The 16,430-nt window shown below is 70.1% G+C and carries 13 protein-coding genes, 1 tRNA gene and 1 pseudogene; 11 read left to right on the top strand and 4 right to left on the bottom strand.

Translation table 11 applies throughout. The features are described 5' to 3' along the window. The first annotated feature begins 137 nt into the window (after window positions 1-137). The 8 genes from ABZ930_RS23050 to ABZ930_RS23015 all read left to right on the top strand — a co-directional run bounded on the left by ABZ930_RS23050 (window position 138) and on the right by ABZ930_RS23015 (window position 7,883). Complete coding sequence (locus tag ABZ930_RS23050) at window positions 138-1,202, top strand: ABC transporter ATP-binding protein (protein ID WP_361550611.1); 1,065 nt, start codon at window positions 138-140, stop codon at window positions 1,200-1,202. Then, complete coding sequence (locus tag ABZ930_RS23045; protein WP_361550609.1) at window positions 1,195-2,067, top strand: 2-aminoethylphosphonate ABC transporter permease subunit; 873 nt, start codon at window positions 1,195-1,197, stop codon at window positions 2,065-2,067. The genes ABZ930_RS23050 and ABZ930_RS23045 overlap by 8 nt, the downstream gene beginning before the upstream one ends. 90 nt (window positions 2,068-2,157) lie before the next feature. After that, a complete protein-coding gene (locus ABZ930_RS23040; RefSeq protein WP_361550607.1) occupies window positions 2,158-2,955 on the top strand; it encodes an ABC transporter permease subunit in 798 nt (265 codons plus the stop codon). Window positions 2,956-3,004: 49 nt separating this feature from the next. Further along, window positions 3,005-4,066 (top strand): 2-aminoethylphosphonate ABC transporter substrate-binding protein, encoded by a 1,062-nt coding sequence (locus ABZ930_RS23035; RefSeq protein WP_361550605.1) that lies wholly within the window; start codon window positions 3,005-3,007, stop codon window positions 4,064-4,066. Window positions 4,067-4,197: 131 nt separating this feature from the next. Then, entirely contained in the window at window positions 4,198-5,682 is a 1,485-nt protein-coding gene (locus ABZ930_RS23030; RefSeq protein ID WP_361550603.1) for an alkaline phosphatase family protein, read from the top strand. A gap of 83 nt (window positions 5,683-5,765) precedes the next feature. Next, window positions 5,766-6,545, top strand: a complete 780-nt coding sequence (locus ABZ930_RS23025) for an HAD-IIA family hydrolase (RefSeq protein WP_361550601.1) — start codon at window positions 5,766-5,768, stop codon at window positions 6,543-6,545. 80 nt (window positions 6,546-6,625) lie between these two features. Then, window positions 6,626-7,204, top strand: a complete 579-nt coding sequence (locus ABZ930_RS23020; RefSeq protein ID WP_361550599.1) for a hypothetical protein — start codon at window positions 6,626-6,628, stop codon at window positions 7,202-7,204. A gap of 10 nt (window positions 7,205-7,214) precedes the next feature. Next, window positions 7,215-7,883: a class F sortase gene (locus ABZ930_RS23015; RefSeq protein WP_361550597.1), complete on the top strand. Its 669-nt coding sequence runs from the start codon at window positions 7,215-7,217 to the stop codon at window positions 7,881-7,883. Window positions 7,884-8,162: 279 nt separating this feature from the next. Here the strand turns inward: ABZ930_RS23015 and ABZ930_RS23010 are convergent, their stop codons facing one another. Beyond that, window positions 8,163-8,915 carry a GAF and ANTAR domain-containing protein gene (locus tag ABZ930_RS23010; RefSeq protein ID WP_361550595.1) on the bottom strand — a complete coding sequence of 251 codons (753 nt, stop codon included), beginning with the start codon at window positions 8,913-8,915 and terminating at the stop codon, window positions 8,163-8,165. Between the two features lie 163 nt (window positions 8,916-9,078). On the opposite strand from ABZ930_RS23010, the gene ABZ930_RS23005 reads away from it, so the two are divergent. After that, window positions 9,079-10,083 carry a glycoside hydrolase family 6 protein gene (locus tag ABZ930_RS23005; RefSeq protein ID WP_361550593.1) on the top strand — a complete coding sequence of 335 codons (1,005 nt, stop codon included), beginning with the start codon at window positions 9,079-9,081 and terminating at the stop codon, window positions 10,081-10,083. Window positions 10,084-10,145: 62 nt separating this feature from the next. On the opposite strand, the gene ABZ930_RS23000 is transcribed toward ABZ930_RS23005, so the two are convergent. From ABZ930_RS23000 to ABZ930_RS22990, 3 genes are all read right to left on the bottom strand, one after another. After that, a complete protein-coding gene (locus ABZ930_RS23000; RefSeq protein WP_361550591.1) occupies window positions 10,146-12,086 on the bottom strand; it encodes a kelch motif-containing protein in 1,941 nt (646 codons plus the stop codon). Continuing rightward, window positions 12,083-14,023 (bottom strand): cellulose synthase catalytic subunit, encoded by a 1,941-nt coding sequence (locus ABZ930_RS22995; RefSeq protein WP_361550589.1) that lies wholly within the window; start codon window positions 14,021-14,023, stop codon window positions 12,083-12,085. Before ABZ930_RS22995 ends, ABZ930_RS23000 begins: the two co-directional genes overlap by 4 nt. A gap of 504 nt (window positions 14,024-14,527) precedes the next feature. Further along, window positions 14,528-14,601, bottom strand: a tRNA-Lys gene (locus tag ABZ930_RS22990). 207 nt (window positions 14,602-14,808) lie between these two features. On the opposite strand from ABZ930_RS22990, the gene ABZ930_RS22985 reads away from it, so the two are divergent. Both ABZ930_RS22985 and ABZ930_RS22980 read left to right on the top strand, forming a co-directional pair. Next, a complete protein-coding gene (locus tag ABZ930_RS22985) occupies window positions 14,809-16,113 on the top strand; it encodes a peptidoglycan-binding protein (protein WP_361550587.1) in 1,305 nt (434 codons plus the stop codon). Then, window positions 16,110-16,430 (top strand): annotated as a pseudogene (locus tag ABZ930_RS22980) (hypothetical protein); the annotation flags it as partial. The gene ABZ930_RS22985 and the pseudogene ABZ930_RS22980, both read left to right, overlap by 4 nt.

Below are 16,430 nucleotides of genomic sequence, written 5' to 3'. Positions count from 1 at the left end.
TAACGGGAACGTAACGGGTCTAGGCCAACCTTGGGAGCCCGTTCACCGTCCCGTTGCCGGGTGGACCGGCCCGGGACACCCGCCTTGAGGAGCGTGGGCGCCGTGAGAGCACTGGAAGACAGAGAGGTTGAGGCCTGATGACGCAGGGCCGCAGCGGCATCCGGTTCGACCGGGTCTGTGTCGCGTACGGCGGGAACACCGTGCTCGACTCCCTGGAGCTGACCGTCGAGCCCGGTGAGGTGATGGCCCTCCTCGGGCCGTCCGGATCCGGCAAGACCACCGCCCTGCGCGCCGTCGCCGGGTTCGTCCGGCTGGCGTCGGGAAGGGTGTTCATCGGCGAGCGCGACGTCACCGACCTGCCGCCGTACCGGCGCGGGATCGGCATGGTCGTGCAGAGCTACGCGCTCTTCCCGCACCTGCGCGTCGCCGACAACGTCGCCTTCGGGATGCGCGCGCAGAAGGTGCCCAAGGGTGAGATACCCGGGCGGGTCGCCGAGGCCCTGGAGCTCACCGGCATGGCGGCCTACGCGCGCCGCTACCCGCGCGAACTCTCCGGCGGCCAGCAGCAGCGCGTCGCCATCGCGCGGGCCCTCGCCATCCGGCCCGGAGTGCTCCTCCTCGACGAACCGCTGTCCGCGCTCGACGCCCAGCTCCGCTCCGGCATGCTCGCCGAACTGGCCCGGCTGCACCGCGAGTTGCCGGACGTGTCGATCCTCTACGTCACCCACGACCAGGTCGAGGCGCTGACCCTGGCCGACCGGATCGCCGTCATGGACAAGGCCCGGCTCCAGGACGTCGGCACCCCGCAGGAGCTGTACCGCACCCCGCGCACCGAGTTCACCGCGTCCTTCGTCGGCGGCGCCAACCTCCTCCCCGTACGCGTCGGTTCGGGCGCGGTCTCCTTCGGTCAGGCCGAACTCAAGGTGCCCACCGACGGCGTCGCGGCCGGCGCCACCGCCACCCTCTGCGTCCGCCCGCACCTCGTCGGACTCGGCGACGGGCCCAACGCCCTGACCGGCACCGTCGCCGAGGTGCAGTGGCGCGGCTCCACCCACCGGCTGTACGTCGACGTCGACGGCCGCCAGGTCAAGGCCGACGTGCGCGAACTGCGGCAGCCGCCCGCGCTCGGCGAACAGGTCACGGTGCACTTCGCGCCGGAGGACGCCGTGCTGCTCCGCGCGGGGGTGGCCGACGATGACTAGCGCCACGCTCGACGTCCCGGTCGCGGCGCCGCCGAAGCCGCCCAGGAAGACGCCCGCCTGGGTGTGGGCCCTGCCGCCGGTCGCCGCCCTCGCCGTCGTCTTCCTCTACCCGCTCTTCCTCGTCGTCCGGCAGTCCCTCCAGCCGGACACCGGCGGCACCTCCCTGAAGCCGTACGCCGACGTCTTCGCCTCGACGGCCTTCCGCGAAGCGCTCGGCACGACGGTGTGGCTGGCCGTCGGCTCGACGGTCGGCTGCCTCGTCCTCGGCTTCGCGCTCGCGCTGATCATCGCGTTCGTGCCGTTCCCCGGCGGCAAGGCCGTCGCCAAGTTCATCGACGTCTTCCTCTCCTTCCCGTCCTTCCTGATCACGCTCGCCCTGCTCTTCGTCTACGGGCAGGTGGGCATGGCCAACGGGCTGTGGCGGGACGTCACGGGCGCCGCCACCGGGCCCTTCCAGTTCCTCACCACGCCGTGGGGCGTGCTGCTCGCCGAGATCACCTACTTCACGCCGTTCGTGATGCGGCCGCTGCTCGCCGCGTTCTCGCAGGTGGAGACCGCGCAGCTGGAGGTCGCCTCGTCGCTGGGGGCGCGGCCCGCGCGGATCGTGCGGCAGGTGATCCTGCCCGAGGCGCTGCCGGCGCTGGCCGCCGGCGGGTCCTTGGTGCTGGTGATGTGCCTCAACGAGTTCGGGATCGTGCTGTTCACCGGGGCCAAGGGGGTCACCACGCTGCCGATGCTCGTGTACAGCAAGGCCATCTTGGAGTCCGACTATCCGGGGGCCTGTGTCGTGGCCGTCGTCAATGTGGCCATCTCCGTGGGCCTGTACGGGATGTATCGGGTGGTGAGTCGCCGTGTGGGTGCTTGAGCGTTCTTCGGCTGCGGCCCGGTGGCCGCTTCTCGCGCAGTTCCCCGCGCCCCTGACGGGGCGCCTGTGCCCGACGGGAGAGGACAGCTGATGCTCGTTCACAGCAAGCCGGGCAAATGGGCCGCCTGGAGCCTCTTCTTTCTGCTCTTCCTGCCCCTCTTCGCGCTGCCGCTGCTCGTCATCGTCGCCGCGTCCTTCGCCACCAACTGGTCCGGGGCCCTGCCCTCCGGGTTCACCGGGGAGCACTACTCCGCCGCCACCAGCGGCGACTCGTTCACCGCGCTGACCACCAGCCTCGTCACCGCCGTCACCGCGAGCGTGCTCGCGCTGCTGGCCGGCGGGTGGGCCGCGCTGGCCGCCGCGTCGCTCAAGAAGCGCGGGCGGCGCGCCATGGACGCGCTGTTCGTGCTGCCCGTCGCGGTGCCGTCCGTGGTCGTCGGCCTCGCCGTGCTCGTGGCGTTCAGCCAGCCGCCGATGCTGCTCAACGGCACCCGCTGGATCGTCATCATCGCGCACACGATTCTTGTCACGGCGTTCGCCTACCAGTCGGTCTCGGCCGCCATCGTGCGTCTCGACCCGGTCTACGAACAGGCCGCGGCGTCGCTCGGCGCCCGGCCCGCGTACGTCCTGTGGAAGGTGAAGCTGCCCCTGCTGCTGCCGTCCCTGAACGCGGCGGCCGGACTCTGCTTCGCCCTGTCCATGGGGGAGTTGAGCGCCACGATGATGCTCTACCCGCCGGACTGGATGCCGCTGCCGGTGCAGATCTACGCGACCACCGACCGCGGCTCGCTGTTCACCGGTTCCGCGATCGCGGTGGTCCTGATGGCCGCCACGCTGATCGTCCTGCTCGCCGTGTCGCGGATCCGCACCAGAGCCTCGTACCGATAACGCCCTCGCAACGACAACACCCCTGACTTCCAACGGAGTTCACCTCGCCATGCGCAGAAACACGCTCACCGCCGCAGGCGCCGTCACCGGCAGCCTCGCCCTCGCCGCCTCCCTGACCGCCTGCGGCGGCAGCTCCGCCGCCTCCGACGAGAAGGCCGTCACCGTCTACAGCGCCGACGGCCTCAAGGGCGAGAACGGCGACGGCTGGTACGACAAGGTCTTCAAGGACTTCACCGCCAAGACCGGCATCAAGGTCAAGTACGTCGAGGGCGGCTCCGGCGAGGTCGTCCAGCGCGCCGTGCGCGAGAAGACGAACACGCAGGCCGACGTCCTCGTCACCCTGCCGCCGTTCATCCAGCAGGCCGACGGCAAGGGCCTGCTCGCCAAGTACAGCCCCGAGGGCGCCGACCAGGTCGACGGCGCGGACAAGGGCGCCGACGGCACCTGGACCTCCGTCGTCAACAACTACTTCGGCTTCATCTACAACAAGAAGGAGCTGAAGACCCCGCCCACCACGTGGGACGAGCTGCTCGACGGGAAGTTCAAGAACAAGCTCCAGTACTCCACCCCGGGCGTCGCCGGCGACGGCACCGCGGTCGTCGTCAAGGCCATGCACGACTTCGGCGGCAAGGAAGCCGCCATGGCCTACCTGAAGAAGCTCCAGGCCAACAACGTCGGCCCGTCCGCCTCCACCGGCAAGCTCGCCCCCAAGGTCGACAAGGGCGAACTCCACGTCGCCAACGGCGATGTGCAGATGAACTACGCCCAGTCCAAGGACATGCCCAACCTCGGCATCTGGTTCCCGAAGGCCGACGGAGGCAAGCCGACCTCCTTCGCCCTCCCGTACGCGGCCGGGCTCGTGAAGAACGCCCCGCACACCGCCAACGGCAAGAAGCTCCTCGACTTCATGCTCGCCGCGAAGCAGCAGCAGGAGGTCAGCTCCATCGGCGGCGGCTTCTCCGCCCGCGCCGACGTCAAGGCCACCGACGAGAACGCGATCGCCCTCGCCAAGATCATGGACGGCGTGGAGATCTTCGAGCCGGACTGGACCGACATCGACAAGAACCTCACCGCGTACGTCGACGACTGGAAGTCCGCCACCGGCAGCTGAGTCCATCGCGCGGTGACGAATGTCCATGGCCATTCGCGCCGACGTCACCAAAAGATAACGGGTCTGGTCCAACGCTCCTGTGTCATCGGGGTCGTTGGACCAAGCCATGCCCTTACCTCCCGGAGGACCGCATGTCGCTCACCCGCCGCTCCCTGCTCATCGGCACCGCCACCGCGGCCGCCGCCCTCGCCGTCCCCACCACCGCCCTCGGCGCCGCCCGGACCCCCAAGGTCCTGGTCATCGGCCTCGACGGCACCCTCCTCAGCAGGGTCAAGGACGCCGACGCCCCGCGCCTGAAGGCCCTGATGGCGGCCGGCCTCACCGCCCCCAGCTCGATCTACGCCAACCCGCTGGCGCCCACCCTCTCCGGGCCCGGCTGGTCCACGCTCATCACCGGCGTGTGGCCCGACAAGCACAACGTGAAGGACAACAACTTCACCGGCCACAAGTTCGCCCAGTACCCGGACTTCCTCACCCGGATCGAGACCGCGAAGCCCGCCCTGTCCACGTACGCCGTCTCCTCCTGGGCGCCGCTCACCGACACCGTCTTCTCCTCGAAGGTCGACACCCGCGTCTCCACACCCAGCGCCGAGTACGACACCGGCACCACCAGCCGGGCCGTCGCGCAGCTCAAGAGCGCCAACCCCGACGCGGTCTTCCTCCAGCTCGACAACGTCGACCACGCGGGCCACAGCTACGGCGCCGCGAGCCAGCAGTACCTGGACGCCATTCACGGCGTCGACGGACAGGTCGGGCAGCTCGTCGACGCGGTGAAGTCCCGGTCCACGTACGCGGCCGAGGACTGGCTGATCATGGTCACCGCCGACCACGGACACACCGACGCGGGCGGCCACGGCGGCTCGACCTGGCCCGAGCGGCAGACCTTCATGATCGCCGTCGGCGGTACGGTCACCGCAGGATCCACCCGCTACGACGTGAAGATGCCCGACATCGCGGCCAGCGCCCTCGCCCACCTCGGCATCGCCCTCGACCCGGCCTGGGGCCTGGACGGCCGCCCCGTCCAGCAGCCGCGCCCCGACGACTTCGACGGCCTGCGCGCCAAGCTCACCGGCCCGGTCGACGAGAGCGGCATCGGCTCCGGCGTCGTCGGCTTCACGCACACCCCGCCCAGCGGCTGGTCCGTCGACAACTCGACGATGGGCACCGGCGGCGTCACCGAGTGGCGCGGCTGGACCTTCACCACCGACGAGTTCTGGACCAGGGCCGAGCGCGACCAGCAGCGCGAGTCCAACATCCGCGCCCGGAACGTCTTCGCGGTGGCCGACGGCGACGAGTGGTCCGACAGGACCGTCTCCGGCACCTTCGACTCGACGCTGATCAGCCCCGCCTACCCGGTCACCGGCGGCCGCACGGCCACCCTCACGTACACGACGTACTACCGCCAGGAGTCCCCGCAGAAGGGCGAGGTCCTGGTCTCCTACGGCGGCGCCGCCCCCGTCTCCGTGAAGACGTACACCGCCGACACCTCCTCCCGCACCGAGACCGTGACCCTCCAGGTCCCGGCCGGGGCGACCACGGCGCAGGTCCGCTTCCGGTACACCGGCGGCAACAACTGGTTCTGGACGATCGACGGGGTCGCGATCACCCAATCCTGATTAGGGTGAGGGGCGTCGGCACAGAGTGGTCCCGGCGCCCCTCAGTTCCCTTGTTTCGCAGCGAGACCGCAGGAGTGCACCCCATGGCAGAGCGCAAGCCCATCGATTCGTGGCTCACCGACATGGACGGGGTGCTCATCCACGAGGGGGTGCCGATCCCCGGCGCCGACGCCTTCATCAAGAAGCTCCGCGACTCGGGCAAGCCCTTCCTGGTGCTGACCAACAACTCGATCTACACCGCCCGCGACCTCCAGGCCCGGCTGACCCGCATGGGCCTCGAGGTCCCGGTCGGCAACATCTGGACGTCCGCGCTGGCCACCGCCAAGTTCCTGGAGTCCCAGCGGCCCGGCGGCACCGCGTACGTCATCGGCGAGGCGGGCCTGACGACCGCCCTGCACGACATCGGCTACGTGCTGACCGACCACGACCCCGACTACGTGGTCCTCGGCGAGACGCGCACGTACTCCTTCGAGGCCATGACCAAGGCGGTCCGGCTGATCAACGCCGGGGCCCGCTTCATCTGCACCAACCCCGACGAGACCGGCCCCTCCACCGAGGGCCCGCTGCCCGCCACCGGCGCCGTCGCCGCCCTCATCACCAAGGCCACCGGCAAGCAGCCCTACTTCGCGGGCAAGCCGAACCCGCTGATGATGCGCACCGGGCTCAACGCGATCGGCGCGCACTCCGAGACCAGCGCCATGATCGGCGACCGGATGGACACCGACGTGCTGGCCGGACTGGAGGCGGGCATGCAGACCTTCCTGGTGCGCACCGGCCTGACCAGCGACGCCGACATCGCCAAGTACCCGTTCACGCCGTCGCACGTCGTCGACTCCATCGCGGACCTCGTCGACCTGGTGTGACCGGCTGACCTCCGCACGGCGGCTCCCGGGATGCGGAATGCCGCCGGGCGCGTGAACCTGCCAGTAACAGGAGGTTCACGATGCGTACTGGTCTGCTCGCTCTCCGTGCCGCAGGTGCGGCCGCCGTTCTGGTGACGCTGCCGGTCGTCGCGGCCCCGGCCCACGCGGAGGGCGGCGGATCCGTCACCGTCACCCCCTACGGCGTGCCGCCCGGCACCGAGGTCGACCTGCGGGTCTCCGGCTGCGCCGGGAAGACCGGGACGGCCACCTCGGCGGCCTTCGTGTCGGCCGCGCGGCTCGGACCCTCCGCCGATCGGCCGACCCTGTTCGGCGAGGCCCGGGTGAAGTCCTCCGCGGCCCCCGGCACCTACGACATCCTCGTGGTCTGCCCCGGCCCCGACATCCTCTCCGAGATCAAGGGCAGCGTCCGGGTGCTGCCGGGCGGCCACACCCCCGCGCCGACGCCGACCGCGCCCGTGCACGCCGGGGGTGGCGGCACCGCGGCCCACCCGGCGGCCGCCGCGCACACCGGCCAGGCGGCCGTGGCCGCCGAGGGCCCCGGCACCCGGCACGCCGTCATCGGCCTCGTCCTCGCCGCGGTCGCCGCCGTCGCCGTGGCCTTCCGCAGCGTCCGGCGCCGCCGGTCCGCACGGCAGTGACGAGCCCACGGTGAGCAAGCATCCCGGCACGGGACGGCTGATCACGGGCATCGCCTGGGCGGTGCTCCTCCTCGGCCTGTGGCTGTGGGGCCGCGGCGCCACCGACGTGTCCCTGTCCGGGCCCGCCACCGGCGACGCCGCCGCCGTCGGCCGCCCCTTCGGCGCCGATCTGCCCGCCGCCCACAAGCCCGTCAAGGGCGCGAAGCCGCAGCGTGTCGACGTCGCCGCGCTGCGCATCCAGGCACCCGTCGTGGCCCGCGGCCTGGACGGCGGCGGCGCCGTCGACCCGCCGCCCTACGACCAGGCGGGCGTCGTCGGCTGGTACGGAGCGGGCGCCCGGCCGGGGGAGCGGGGCACGTCCCTCTTCGTCGGCCACGTCGACACCGAGACGAAGCCGGCCGTCTTCTACCACCTCAGCGAGGCGAAGCCCGGCGACACCGTGAAGGTGGTCCGCGACGACGGCTCCATCGCCACGTTCACCGTCGACGAGGTCGAGGTCTACGACCGCGCGCACTTCGACCCCGCCAAGGCCTACGGCCCGCACGACCCGTCCCGCGCCGAACTGCGCCTGATCACCTGCGGCGGCACCTTCGACAAGGCCTCGCGCACCTATACGGCGAACGTCGTCGTCTCCGCGTATCTGTCGGGCGTCCAGGAGCCCGCGCACCGGACCGGCTGAACCGCACCTGGCCGGCCGGCGGCCCGCTCCCCCCGGAGCCGCCGGCCGGACTGGTCCTCGACCGCGCGCGCAGCGGGCTGCGGGAGTAACCCGGCGCCGGCGCAGGAGGCTTGAAGGAGAATCGCTCCCCTGGGAGAGGAACCTTCCCGGTCCTGAAGGCCGAGGTCTGGGGCCACTGCGACCGACTCTAGGACGGATGCGGCGCGCAGGATAGAGGGTGTTTGACGCCAAGTACGAGGATGGTGGCGCTGCGTGGTCGACGCAGGTGGGAGCCGCTTCTCAGGCAGGTCCGGACCTGAAGGGGCGCAACTGCGCGTCGGTCAGCGCGCGGTGCACGACCGCGCGGGCCACCTGGTCGAGCGGGCGCCGGTTCCTGCGCGCATACTGCCGCAACGTGTCGAACGCGCCGTCCGGAGACGTGCCCCAGCGCTCGGCGAGCATGCCCTTCGCCTGTTCGATCCGCACACGGCTGGCAAGCGCTTCTCTCAGCTGCCCCGACAACTGCCTGTACTGGGCGTAGGCACGATGGTTGAGCAGCCCCACGGTGGTTGCGTCGGCAAGGGTCTGTGCGATCGCCAACCCCCGCTCGGCGGAGGGTGGACGCGGGGCGTAGACGCTGAGCGCGCCGAGCAGCGTCTCGTGCCGCAGCAGTGGTACCGCGTACGTCGACGCGATCCCGAACCGGCGGGCGGCCTCGGTGAACTCGGGCCAGCGGGCGGCGGCCTCCCGCGACACCAGGGACACCGCCCGCGCCGCGTTCCCGGGCGCCAGGCTGTCGCGCACCGGGCCGGACTCCTGCTCCCACTCCAGCAGTTCGCGGACGGGCGGCGCCTGCCGGGCGCCGTGCACGACCGGGCCCGGCCGGCCGTTCCCCTCCAGCAGGGTCACCCCCGCGCCGCGCGCCCCCAGGAACTCCAGGCAGCGGTCGGCCAGCCGGCTCAGGTGGAGGGCGGGGTCGAAGTCACCGATGAGGGTGTCGGCGAACTCCACCAGTGTTGCGGCGAGACGCAGTTCGTGGGACTCCTGCGACATGTGTGCCACCTCTTCCGCCCCCCGGGGCCAGGCCCCCGACGCCCGGCGCCTACCCTGCTCCGGCGTGCTGTAACAGCTCTTTGACAAGCGCCCTCCGGCCTCGTGACCGCGCGGCGGCGTATGTCACGATTGAGGGCCAGACAGTGCACCCAAGGGGGAGTGGATGTACCGGAAACTGAGGGCCGGCGCAGTCGTCGTGGGGGCGGCGCTGCTCGTGTCCGCGTGTTCCTCCGGAGGCGACAAGAAGGGCGACGACAGCTCGGCCCGTCCGGTCGGGCAGCAGCCGAAGAGCGCCGATCCGTTCTGGGTCAATCCCGACAGCAAGGCGGCCGAGGCCGTGGCCGCCCTGGAGAAGGACGGCAAGGACGACCAGGCGAAGGCGGTCCGCAAGATCGCGGAGCAGCCGAGCGGCGAGTGGATCCTGCCGGAGAACGCCGAATCGCAGGCGCGCGGCTACACGGAGGCCGCCCAGAAGGCCAACCGGGACGCGCTGCTCGTCATCTACAACATCCCGCACCGCGACTGCGGCAACTACTCGCAGGGCGGCGCCGCGGACGGCGACGCGTACCGGGCGTTCATCGACCAGGTCGCGGCGGGCATCGGCGACCGGCCCGCGACGGTGATCCTGGAGCCGGACGCGGTGCAGCACATGGTGGACAACTGCACGCCCGGACAGTTCCACGAGGAGCGCTACGACCTGCTCAAGGGCGCCGTCGCCAAGCTCAAGACGCTGAAGGACACCAAGGTCTACCTGGACGCGGGGAACGCGGGCTGGGGCAAGCCCGAGCAGATCTTCCAGCCGCTCCAGCGGTCGGGCGTCGACCAGGCCGACGGCTTCTCGGTGAACGTGTCGAACTTCTACTCCACCGAGGACTCGATCACCTACGGCAAGGAGCTCTCGGCGAAGGTCGGCGACAAGCCGTTCGTCGTCGACACCAGCCGCAACGGCAACGGGCCGTACACGGGCGGCGATCCGGACGAGCGCTGGTGCAACCCGCCGGGGCGGGCCCTCGGCGAGACACCGACCACGAAGACCGGCGACCCGCTGGTGAAGGCGTACCTGTGGGTGAAGCGGCCGGGCGAGTCCGACGGCACCTGCAAGGGCGGGCCCAAGGCCGGCGCCTGGTGGGGCGCGTACGCGGTGAAGCTGGCCAACGCCGGTTCGTGACAAGAAAACCGGAGGGGCGCGGGGATCGACTCCCCGCGCCCCTCTGGCCGTTGCGTGCGGCGCTACGGCACGTGCACCCACTGCGCCTTGCTGGGCGTGCCCTGATCGTCCGTCACGAACAGCATGTACCAGCCCGATTCGACCAGTGACCGGCTCTTGGGCACCGTCACCGTGACCGAGTCGCCGGACTTCTTCAGGTCCAGCGCGATCGACGTCTGGTCGACGTCCGTGACGTGCGTGGAAGCGCTCGGCCTGATCAGCCGCGCCGTCTTGATGGCCGAGGCGTGGGCGGTGCCGTACGTGGCCGAGCCGCCGCGCCTGATGGTCTTCTGGCCGCTCTCCAGGGTCGGGCGGGAGTCCCGGTACAGATACGGCGGCGTGTACATCTCCAGCCGCTGCTCGAACACGCCGGGCTTGGTGTCGGCCTTGTCGGCGTAGAGCGAGTCCGAGCCGAAGAACAGCACCCGGCCGTCGGGCAGCAGCAGCGACCCCGAGTGGTAGTTGCGGCCCACCGCCGGGTCGGCGACCCGCTTGAACGCGTTGGTCTTCGTGTCGTAGATCCGGGCCTGGAGGATGTTGGAGTCACCGCGGCCGCGGTAGTCCTCCGAGCCGCCCGAGACGAGGACCGAGTCGTCGGGCAGGACCGACGCCTGCGGGTAGCGGGTGCCCTTCTCCAGCGTCGGGCCGTCGGTGAACTCCGGGTTCTTCGCGTTCAGGTCGACGATCCGGGTCTTGTCGCTGGCCAGCTTGGACTCGCCGACGCCGCCACCGCCGACCACCATGTACTTCTGGCTCTGCGCGGGCGGCAGCTCGACCGTGTTCGACGTCTCCATCATGTTCGCGTCGGACAGGCCGGGGATCTTCTGGAACTTGTTGTTCGTCAGGTCCCAGATGCCGGGCTTGCGGCCGACGTTGTCGGGGCCGTAGCCCGCGTTCGACCCCGAGTAGAAGATCTTGCCGTTCTCCATCTGGAACAGCGCGGGGTAGGTGGGGAACTGGCGGACGTCCTTGGTCAGGTACGTCCACTTCTTCGTCTTCGGGTCGTACACCTCGTTCTTGCCGGGCACGAGCTGCCCGATCTCGTCGAGGCCGGAGACGGAGAGCACCCTGCCGTCCGAGAGCGTGGTCAGCGTGGGGTACCAGCGCGCCTCGTTCATCGGGTCGACCTTGATGTACTTCTCGGCGACCGGGTCGAACTCGTAGGAGTCGCGGATCCCCTGGAAGTCCTTCTTGTCGAGCGCGAGCTTCTGCGCGATGCCGTACACGTTGCGCGCGTCGGCGCCGGTGAGGCCCTGCACCCGGTAGTTGTCCTGGGTGCCCGTCTCGTACTTGGTGCCGGAGCGCTGCGCCTCGACGTAGACCCGGCCGAGCCCCGGGTCGTTGCGCACGAACGCGCCGGTCGCCGGGTCGAAGACCTTCTTGGCGCGCGGGACGACGATGTTGTCCTTGGCGACGAACGTCCTGCCGTTCTCCTTGCCGGTGAACTTCGTGCCGGCCTTGATGGTCTTCGGCTCGTCCGGGTCCTCGTTGTGCACGATCATCAGGCCGCCGGCCTTGGTGACGTCGCCCTTGAGCTTCTCGTAGCGCTTGGTGCCGCCCGCGATCAGCAGATTGCCGTTGGCCAGCTGGGTGTGGCCCGTGCAGAACAGGTCGGTCGGGGTGTCGATCCTCTTGATCGTGTTCTTCACCGGGTCGTAGAGCCGGGTGTCGAACTTCTTCGCGTCGAAGTTCTTCTGGTTGTTGCCCGACCCGGCGATCAGCAGGATCTTCCCGGTGTGCAGCAGTGCCGCGTGGATCGTGTTGAGGCGCAGGTCCTTGGGGAAGTCGATGACGTCCCAGTGCCCGTTCTCGGCCTTGTACTCCGGTCTGTTGATCTTGTACTCGTGGTACTTGGCCGATCCGAAGCGATACAGCCAGGGACCGTTCATCCCGGCGATCGCCAGTACCACCACCGTGCCGATGGCTATCCGTCGGGCACGGCGTCGGCTCGCACCGTCTTTCACTTGTTACGTCCCCCCAGGGAGATCTGCATGGTCTGGTCGTTGCCCTCGCCGGCGACCCAGGTGGGCTTCTGCTGCGGTGCGCCGTGCTGCGGCGCGGCATGGCGGCCGGTGTGCGGCTGGTCGGCCGGTTCGGCCGCGGGCGGCTTCGGCTTCTTCTTGTCCTGGCGCAGCATGTAGCGCCAGGCGAACATCGGCAGCGCGGTGATGAGCAGCGCGAAGCAGGCCCAGGTGATCATCGCCGGGTGCGCGTGTCCGAGGACGAAGCCGGCCGTGATCGAGGCGCCGAAGATGACGATGAAGTACCAGTGGTAGCGGAAGGTCCCGAACCACCGGTCGGGGCTGGCCGAGTCGCCCTTCGGGGTCACGACGAACTTGCTCTTGCGGCGCAGCAGTGAGTCGATCAGCGCCTTCGCGTACAGCGGCGCGGACAGCGCGGACATGACCATACCGGCGACACCGCCGGAGCCCTCGGGCTCGTGCGGCGAGACGTTGTGCCGGCGGTTCCAGATGTAGAGGCCGATCTGCAGCGCCGACGCGTTGCCGTACAGCATCAGCCAGACCGTCGGGTCGATGTTGACACCCGAGGCGCCGAGGCCCAGGAACAGGGCACAACTCAGCGCCGCCAGAATCCAGTTCATGGCGGCCATCGGGTAGAAGATGATCATCATCGTGTAGTTGAAGAGCTTGCTCGGCGGGAGCGTGAAGAAGCCCTTCCAGTACTGCTTGAGGATCGTCTCGTACGTACCGCGCGACCAGCGCATCTGCTGCGTGAAGAAGTCCGTCCACGCGCTGGGGCCCTCGCCCACGGCCAGCACGTCCGGCGTGTACACCGAACGCCACTTCTTCCCCGTCGCCGGGTTCTTGTGGCGGTGGATCTCGAAGCCGGTCGCCATGTCCTCGGTGATCGAGTCGTACAGGCCGCCGATCTGCTTCAGGGCGCTGATCCGCACGGCGTTCGAGGTGCCCACGAACATCGGCGAGCCGTAGCGGTTGCCCGCGCGCTGGATCAGCGCGTGGAAGAGGAACTGCTGGGACTCGGCGGCCTTGGTGACGAAGTTGTCGTAATTGCCGTACACCTGGGGGCCGATGACGAACCCGACGTTCGGATCGCGGAAGAAGCCGAGCATCCGCTCCAGGTAGTTGGGCATCGGCACGTGGTCGGTGTCGACGGAGGCGAAGAAGTCGTAGTCGCCGCCGTGCGCGTCCAGCCAGGCGTTGTAGTTGCCGTGCTTGGTCTTCGCGCGGTGCGGGCCCTTCGCCTGGTTCCACTTCGCGACGCCCTTGCGGGAGAAGTGGTGCACGCCGAGCCGCGCGCAGACCTCCTTGACCTCCGGGTCGTCGCCCTCGTCGAGGAGCCAGACGTGAAGAAGGCCCCGGTGGCGCAGCTTGACGGCCGCCTCCAGGGTCTTCGTCACCATCTCGATGGGCTCCTTGCCGGGCACGAAGGAGGTCAGGAACGCCACTCTCGTACCGGTCTCGGGCACCACCGGGATCGGGTCTCTCGCGACCAGCGTCGCGTGCGCGTTCGACAGGACGTTCATGCAGCGGAAGAGCTCGATCAGGCCGATCGCGACGAGCATGACGATGTCGAGCGCGGGCAGGAAGTCGTACTGCACGTAGTCGCGCTCGGTCCAGTGCTCGGGCTGGAGCAGCCAGAACAGCAGCACGAGCGAGAGCAGCGGGGCCGCGCCCAGCATGAGCGCCGCGCGGATCCGGTGCGGCTCCTGCGAGAGCAGTGAGCGGTACTGCACCGTGTACGGCTTGCTCGGATCGGGCTGGGTGAGGGGCCCGGCGAGCCGGCTGTAGTGCTCGTAGTCGTAGCGCGGCAGCGTCTTCTTTATGCGCTTGAAGCCGCCGGTGCGGTGCGGTGGCACCCGCAGCTGGGTCGTCTCGGACGGGTCGAACTGCCCGCGGGCACCCGTCGGCGTCGACGTCATGTTGAGTCATCCCCCCGCACGCGAGTCACCGCGTGGTCGTCGGTCCTCCGCCCGTGACCGGTCCCCCTCGACCATCCCCGGGCGTATCAGTGGCTGGCCACCGTCCCACCCTCTCTAAGACTGGAACGACAACCTTCCGGTTGCATGATGCCCCCCTCGACATCGCTTCATGAACGGGGCCCCCGTCCCCGCGCCTTGAGCAACCGGATCGCGCCGTACTCCCGCCGAACCCCGCCTCGGCACCCCCGCCGAGCGGGTGGCAACTGCCGTGCACCGTAAGACTCTTTGGAGCCAAAGGCTCCAGGACAGCCTGGAGCGCCCCACCTCATGATCGCAAGGTCGATACGGATCGAAACACGGTGTTTACCGGCCTTAATGTGCAGCGATCCCATATCGCCCGCGACTGTGAGTGGCCTATGTGTTTCCTGTGCGACCAAAAACCCGCCACTCGGACACATGAACGACGAAGGCCCTCCACGCTCGTGGAGGGCCTTCGGCTTGCTGTGCGCCATCAGGGACTCGAACCCCGGACACGCGGATTAAGAGTCCGCTGCTCTAACCAACTGAGCTAATGGCGCCCGCTGACCTGCATAACTTTACCCGAACTCCCGGGGTGCTCCGGACCGCCGTTGGCCAGGCGACGCGCCGAGCGGGAGGGGGATTTGTGGGGATTTACATCATTCGGACCGTCAACATGCGGTTTGTCCGGACAGTTGAGACGCTGCCAGCGTGCGACGGCGAGGCTCGTCAGTTCATTGGCGGCTCTGGAGTGTGAGGGGAATCGCATGGAGGCTCCGGTATTCGAGGACTACGACCCGGCGGGCGGCTGCCGCTGCGCGGGGTGCGTCCAGTGGCGGCGCACCGCACCGCCGCCGGGACGGACCCGGCTCGGCGCGCGGCACGCCCTGGCCGTCGCCGCGGCGGCCGGCACCGTCATCGGCGGTGTCCAGCTCACCCCGGCCACCGCGGCCGGGCAGCACGAGGCGCGACCGGGTGACCCCGCGCCGGGCGACGACGACGTCACCCCGCAGGGCGGCACCAGCCCGCTGCACGGAGCGCCGGGCCAGGCCGCGAACGCGGTGGACCTGACGCAGCAGACGGCGCTGCGCACCACGACCCGGGCGGCGATCATCAACCGCGCCAAGACCTGGGTGGCGGCCAAGGTCCCGTACAGCATGGACAAGTACTGGAACGACGGTTACCGCCAGGACTGCTCGGGCTTCGTCTCCATGGCCTGGGACCTGCCGGGCAACGAGTGGACGGGCAGCCTCGCGGCGTACGGCACCCGGATCACCAAGGCGCAGCTCCAGCCCGGCGACATCCTGCTCTTCCACAACCCGTCCGACCCCGAGAAGGGCTCGCACGTCACCATCTTCGGCGGGTGGACGGACTACACGCGCAACCACTACATCGCCTACGAGCAGACCCGCCCGGGCACCAGGAAACAGTCCACCCCGTATGCGTACTGGAGCAATTCCGGCAAGTACCTCGCCTACCGCTACAAGGGCGTGAAGGCGGGCTCCACCTCGGGCGCGGGCACCTCGACCACGAAGTTCCCGGGCGCCGGATCCTTCGGTCCCGGGGCGAACAACGCCTACGTCACCCAGCTCGGCCGGCTGCTCGTGGAGCGCGGCGGCAAGCGGTTCTACAGCCAGGGCCCTGGCCCGCGCTGGAGCGACGCCGACCGGAAGGCGACCCAGGCGTTCCAGAAGGCCCAGGGCTGGAGCGGCGCCGACGCCGACGGCATCCCCGGCCCGACGACCTGGTCGTACCTGGTCACCGGGAAGGGCAAGGACATCCCGGCCGCGAGCAAGGGCGCGTCGGGCGCCAAGGGGGCCAGTGCCACGAAGGTCCCGGCCTTCCCGGGCCGGGCGGCGTTCCGGCCGGGCGCGAGCGGCGCCGCCGTGACGAAGCTCGGCGAGCGGCTCGTGAAGAAAGGATTCGGCAAGTACTACGCGCAGGGTCCGGGCCCGCGCTGGGGCGAGGCGGACCGGCGGGCCGTCGAGGCGTTCCAGCGCGCGCAGGGCTGGCGGGGCGCGTCGGCCGACGGCTATCCCGGCCCGGAGACCTGGCGGCGGCTCTTCTCATGACCACCACCGGGGCCGGGACGACGGCCGGGGCGATGGCCGGGGTGACCGGCACGGCAGCCAGGCCGATGGCCGGGACGGCGACGGAGGCACCGATCGGGGCGGCCGGGACGGTGGCCGAGGTGGCGGACGGGACGGTGGCCGAGGTGGCGATCGGGGCGACAGTCCGTACGGCAGCCAGGGCGACGGCCGGGATGGCTGCCGAGGTACCGATCGGGGCGGCCGGGACGGTGGCCGAGGTGGCGATCGGGGCGACAGTCCGTACGGCAGCCAGGGCGACGGCCGGGATGGCTGCCGAGGTACCGATCGGGGCGGCCGCG

Origin of the sequence: Streptomyces sp. NPDC046716 (assembly GCF_040645755.1) — a bacterium.
Classification (GTDB): domain Bacteria; phylum Actinomycetota; class Actinomycetes; order Streptomycetales; family Streptomycetaceae; genus Streptomyces.
Note: the sequence above shows the minus strand (reverse complement) of the source record. Positions and strands in the feature narration are given on the sequence as shown.

Excerpts from the sequence above, each read along its gene's own strand:
- ABZ930_RS23050 (WP_361550611.1), top strand. The coding sequence starts at position 138 with ATGACGCAGGGCCGCAGCGGCATCCGGTTCGACCGGGTCTGTGTCGCG.
- ABZ930_RS23045 (WP_361550609.1), top strand. The coding sequence starts at position 1,195 with ATGACTAGCGCCACGCTCGACGTCCCGGTCGCGGCGCCGCCGAAGCCG.
- ABZ930_RS23040 (WP_361550607.1), top strand. The coding sequence starts at position 2,158 with ATGCTCGTTCACAGCAAGCCGGGCAAATGGGCCGCCTGGAGCCTCTTC.
- ABZ930_RS23035 (WP_361550605.1), top strand. The coding sequence starts at position 3,005 with ATGCGCAGAAACACGCTCACCGCCGCAGGCGCCGTCACCGGCAGCCTC.
- ABZ930_RS23030 (WP_361550603.1), top strand. The coding sequence starts at position 4,198 with ATGTCGCTCACCCGCCGCTCCCTGCTCATCGGCACCGCCACCGCGGCC.
- ABZ930_RS23025 (WP_361550601.1), top strand. The coding sequence starts at position 5,766 with ATGGCAGAGCGCAAGCCCATCGATTCGTGGCTCACCGACATGGACGGG.
- ABZ930_RS23020 (WP_361550599.1), top strand. The coding sequence starts at position 6,626 with ATGCGTACTGGTCTGCTCGCTCTCCGTGCCGCAGGTGCGGCCGCCGTT.
- ABZ930_RS23010 (WP_361550595.1), bottom strand. The coding sequence starts at position 8,915 with ATGTCGCAGGAGTCCCACGAACTGCGTCTCGCCGCAACACTGGTGGAG.
- ABZ930_RS23005 (WP_361550593.1), top strand. The coding sequence starts at position 9,079 with ATGTACCGGAAACTGAGGGCCGGCGCAGTCGTCGTGGGGGCGGCGCTG.
- ABZ930_RS22995 (WP_361550589.1), bottom strand. The coding sequence starts at position 14,023 with ATGACGTCGACGCCGACGGGTGCCCGCGGGCAGTTCGACCCGTCCGAG.
- ABZ930_RS22985 (WP_361550587.1), top strand. The coding sequence starts at position 14,809 with ATGGAGGCTCCGGTATTCGAGGACTACGACCCGGCGGGCGGCTGCCGC.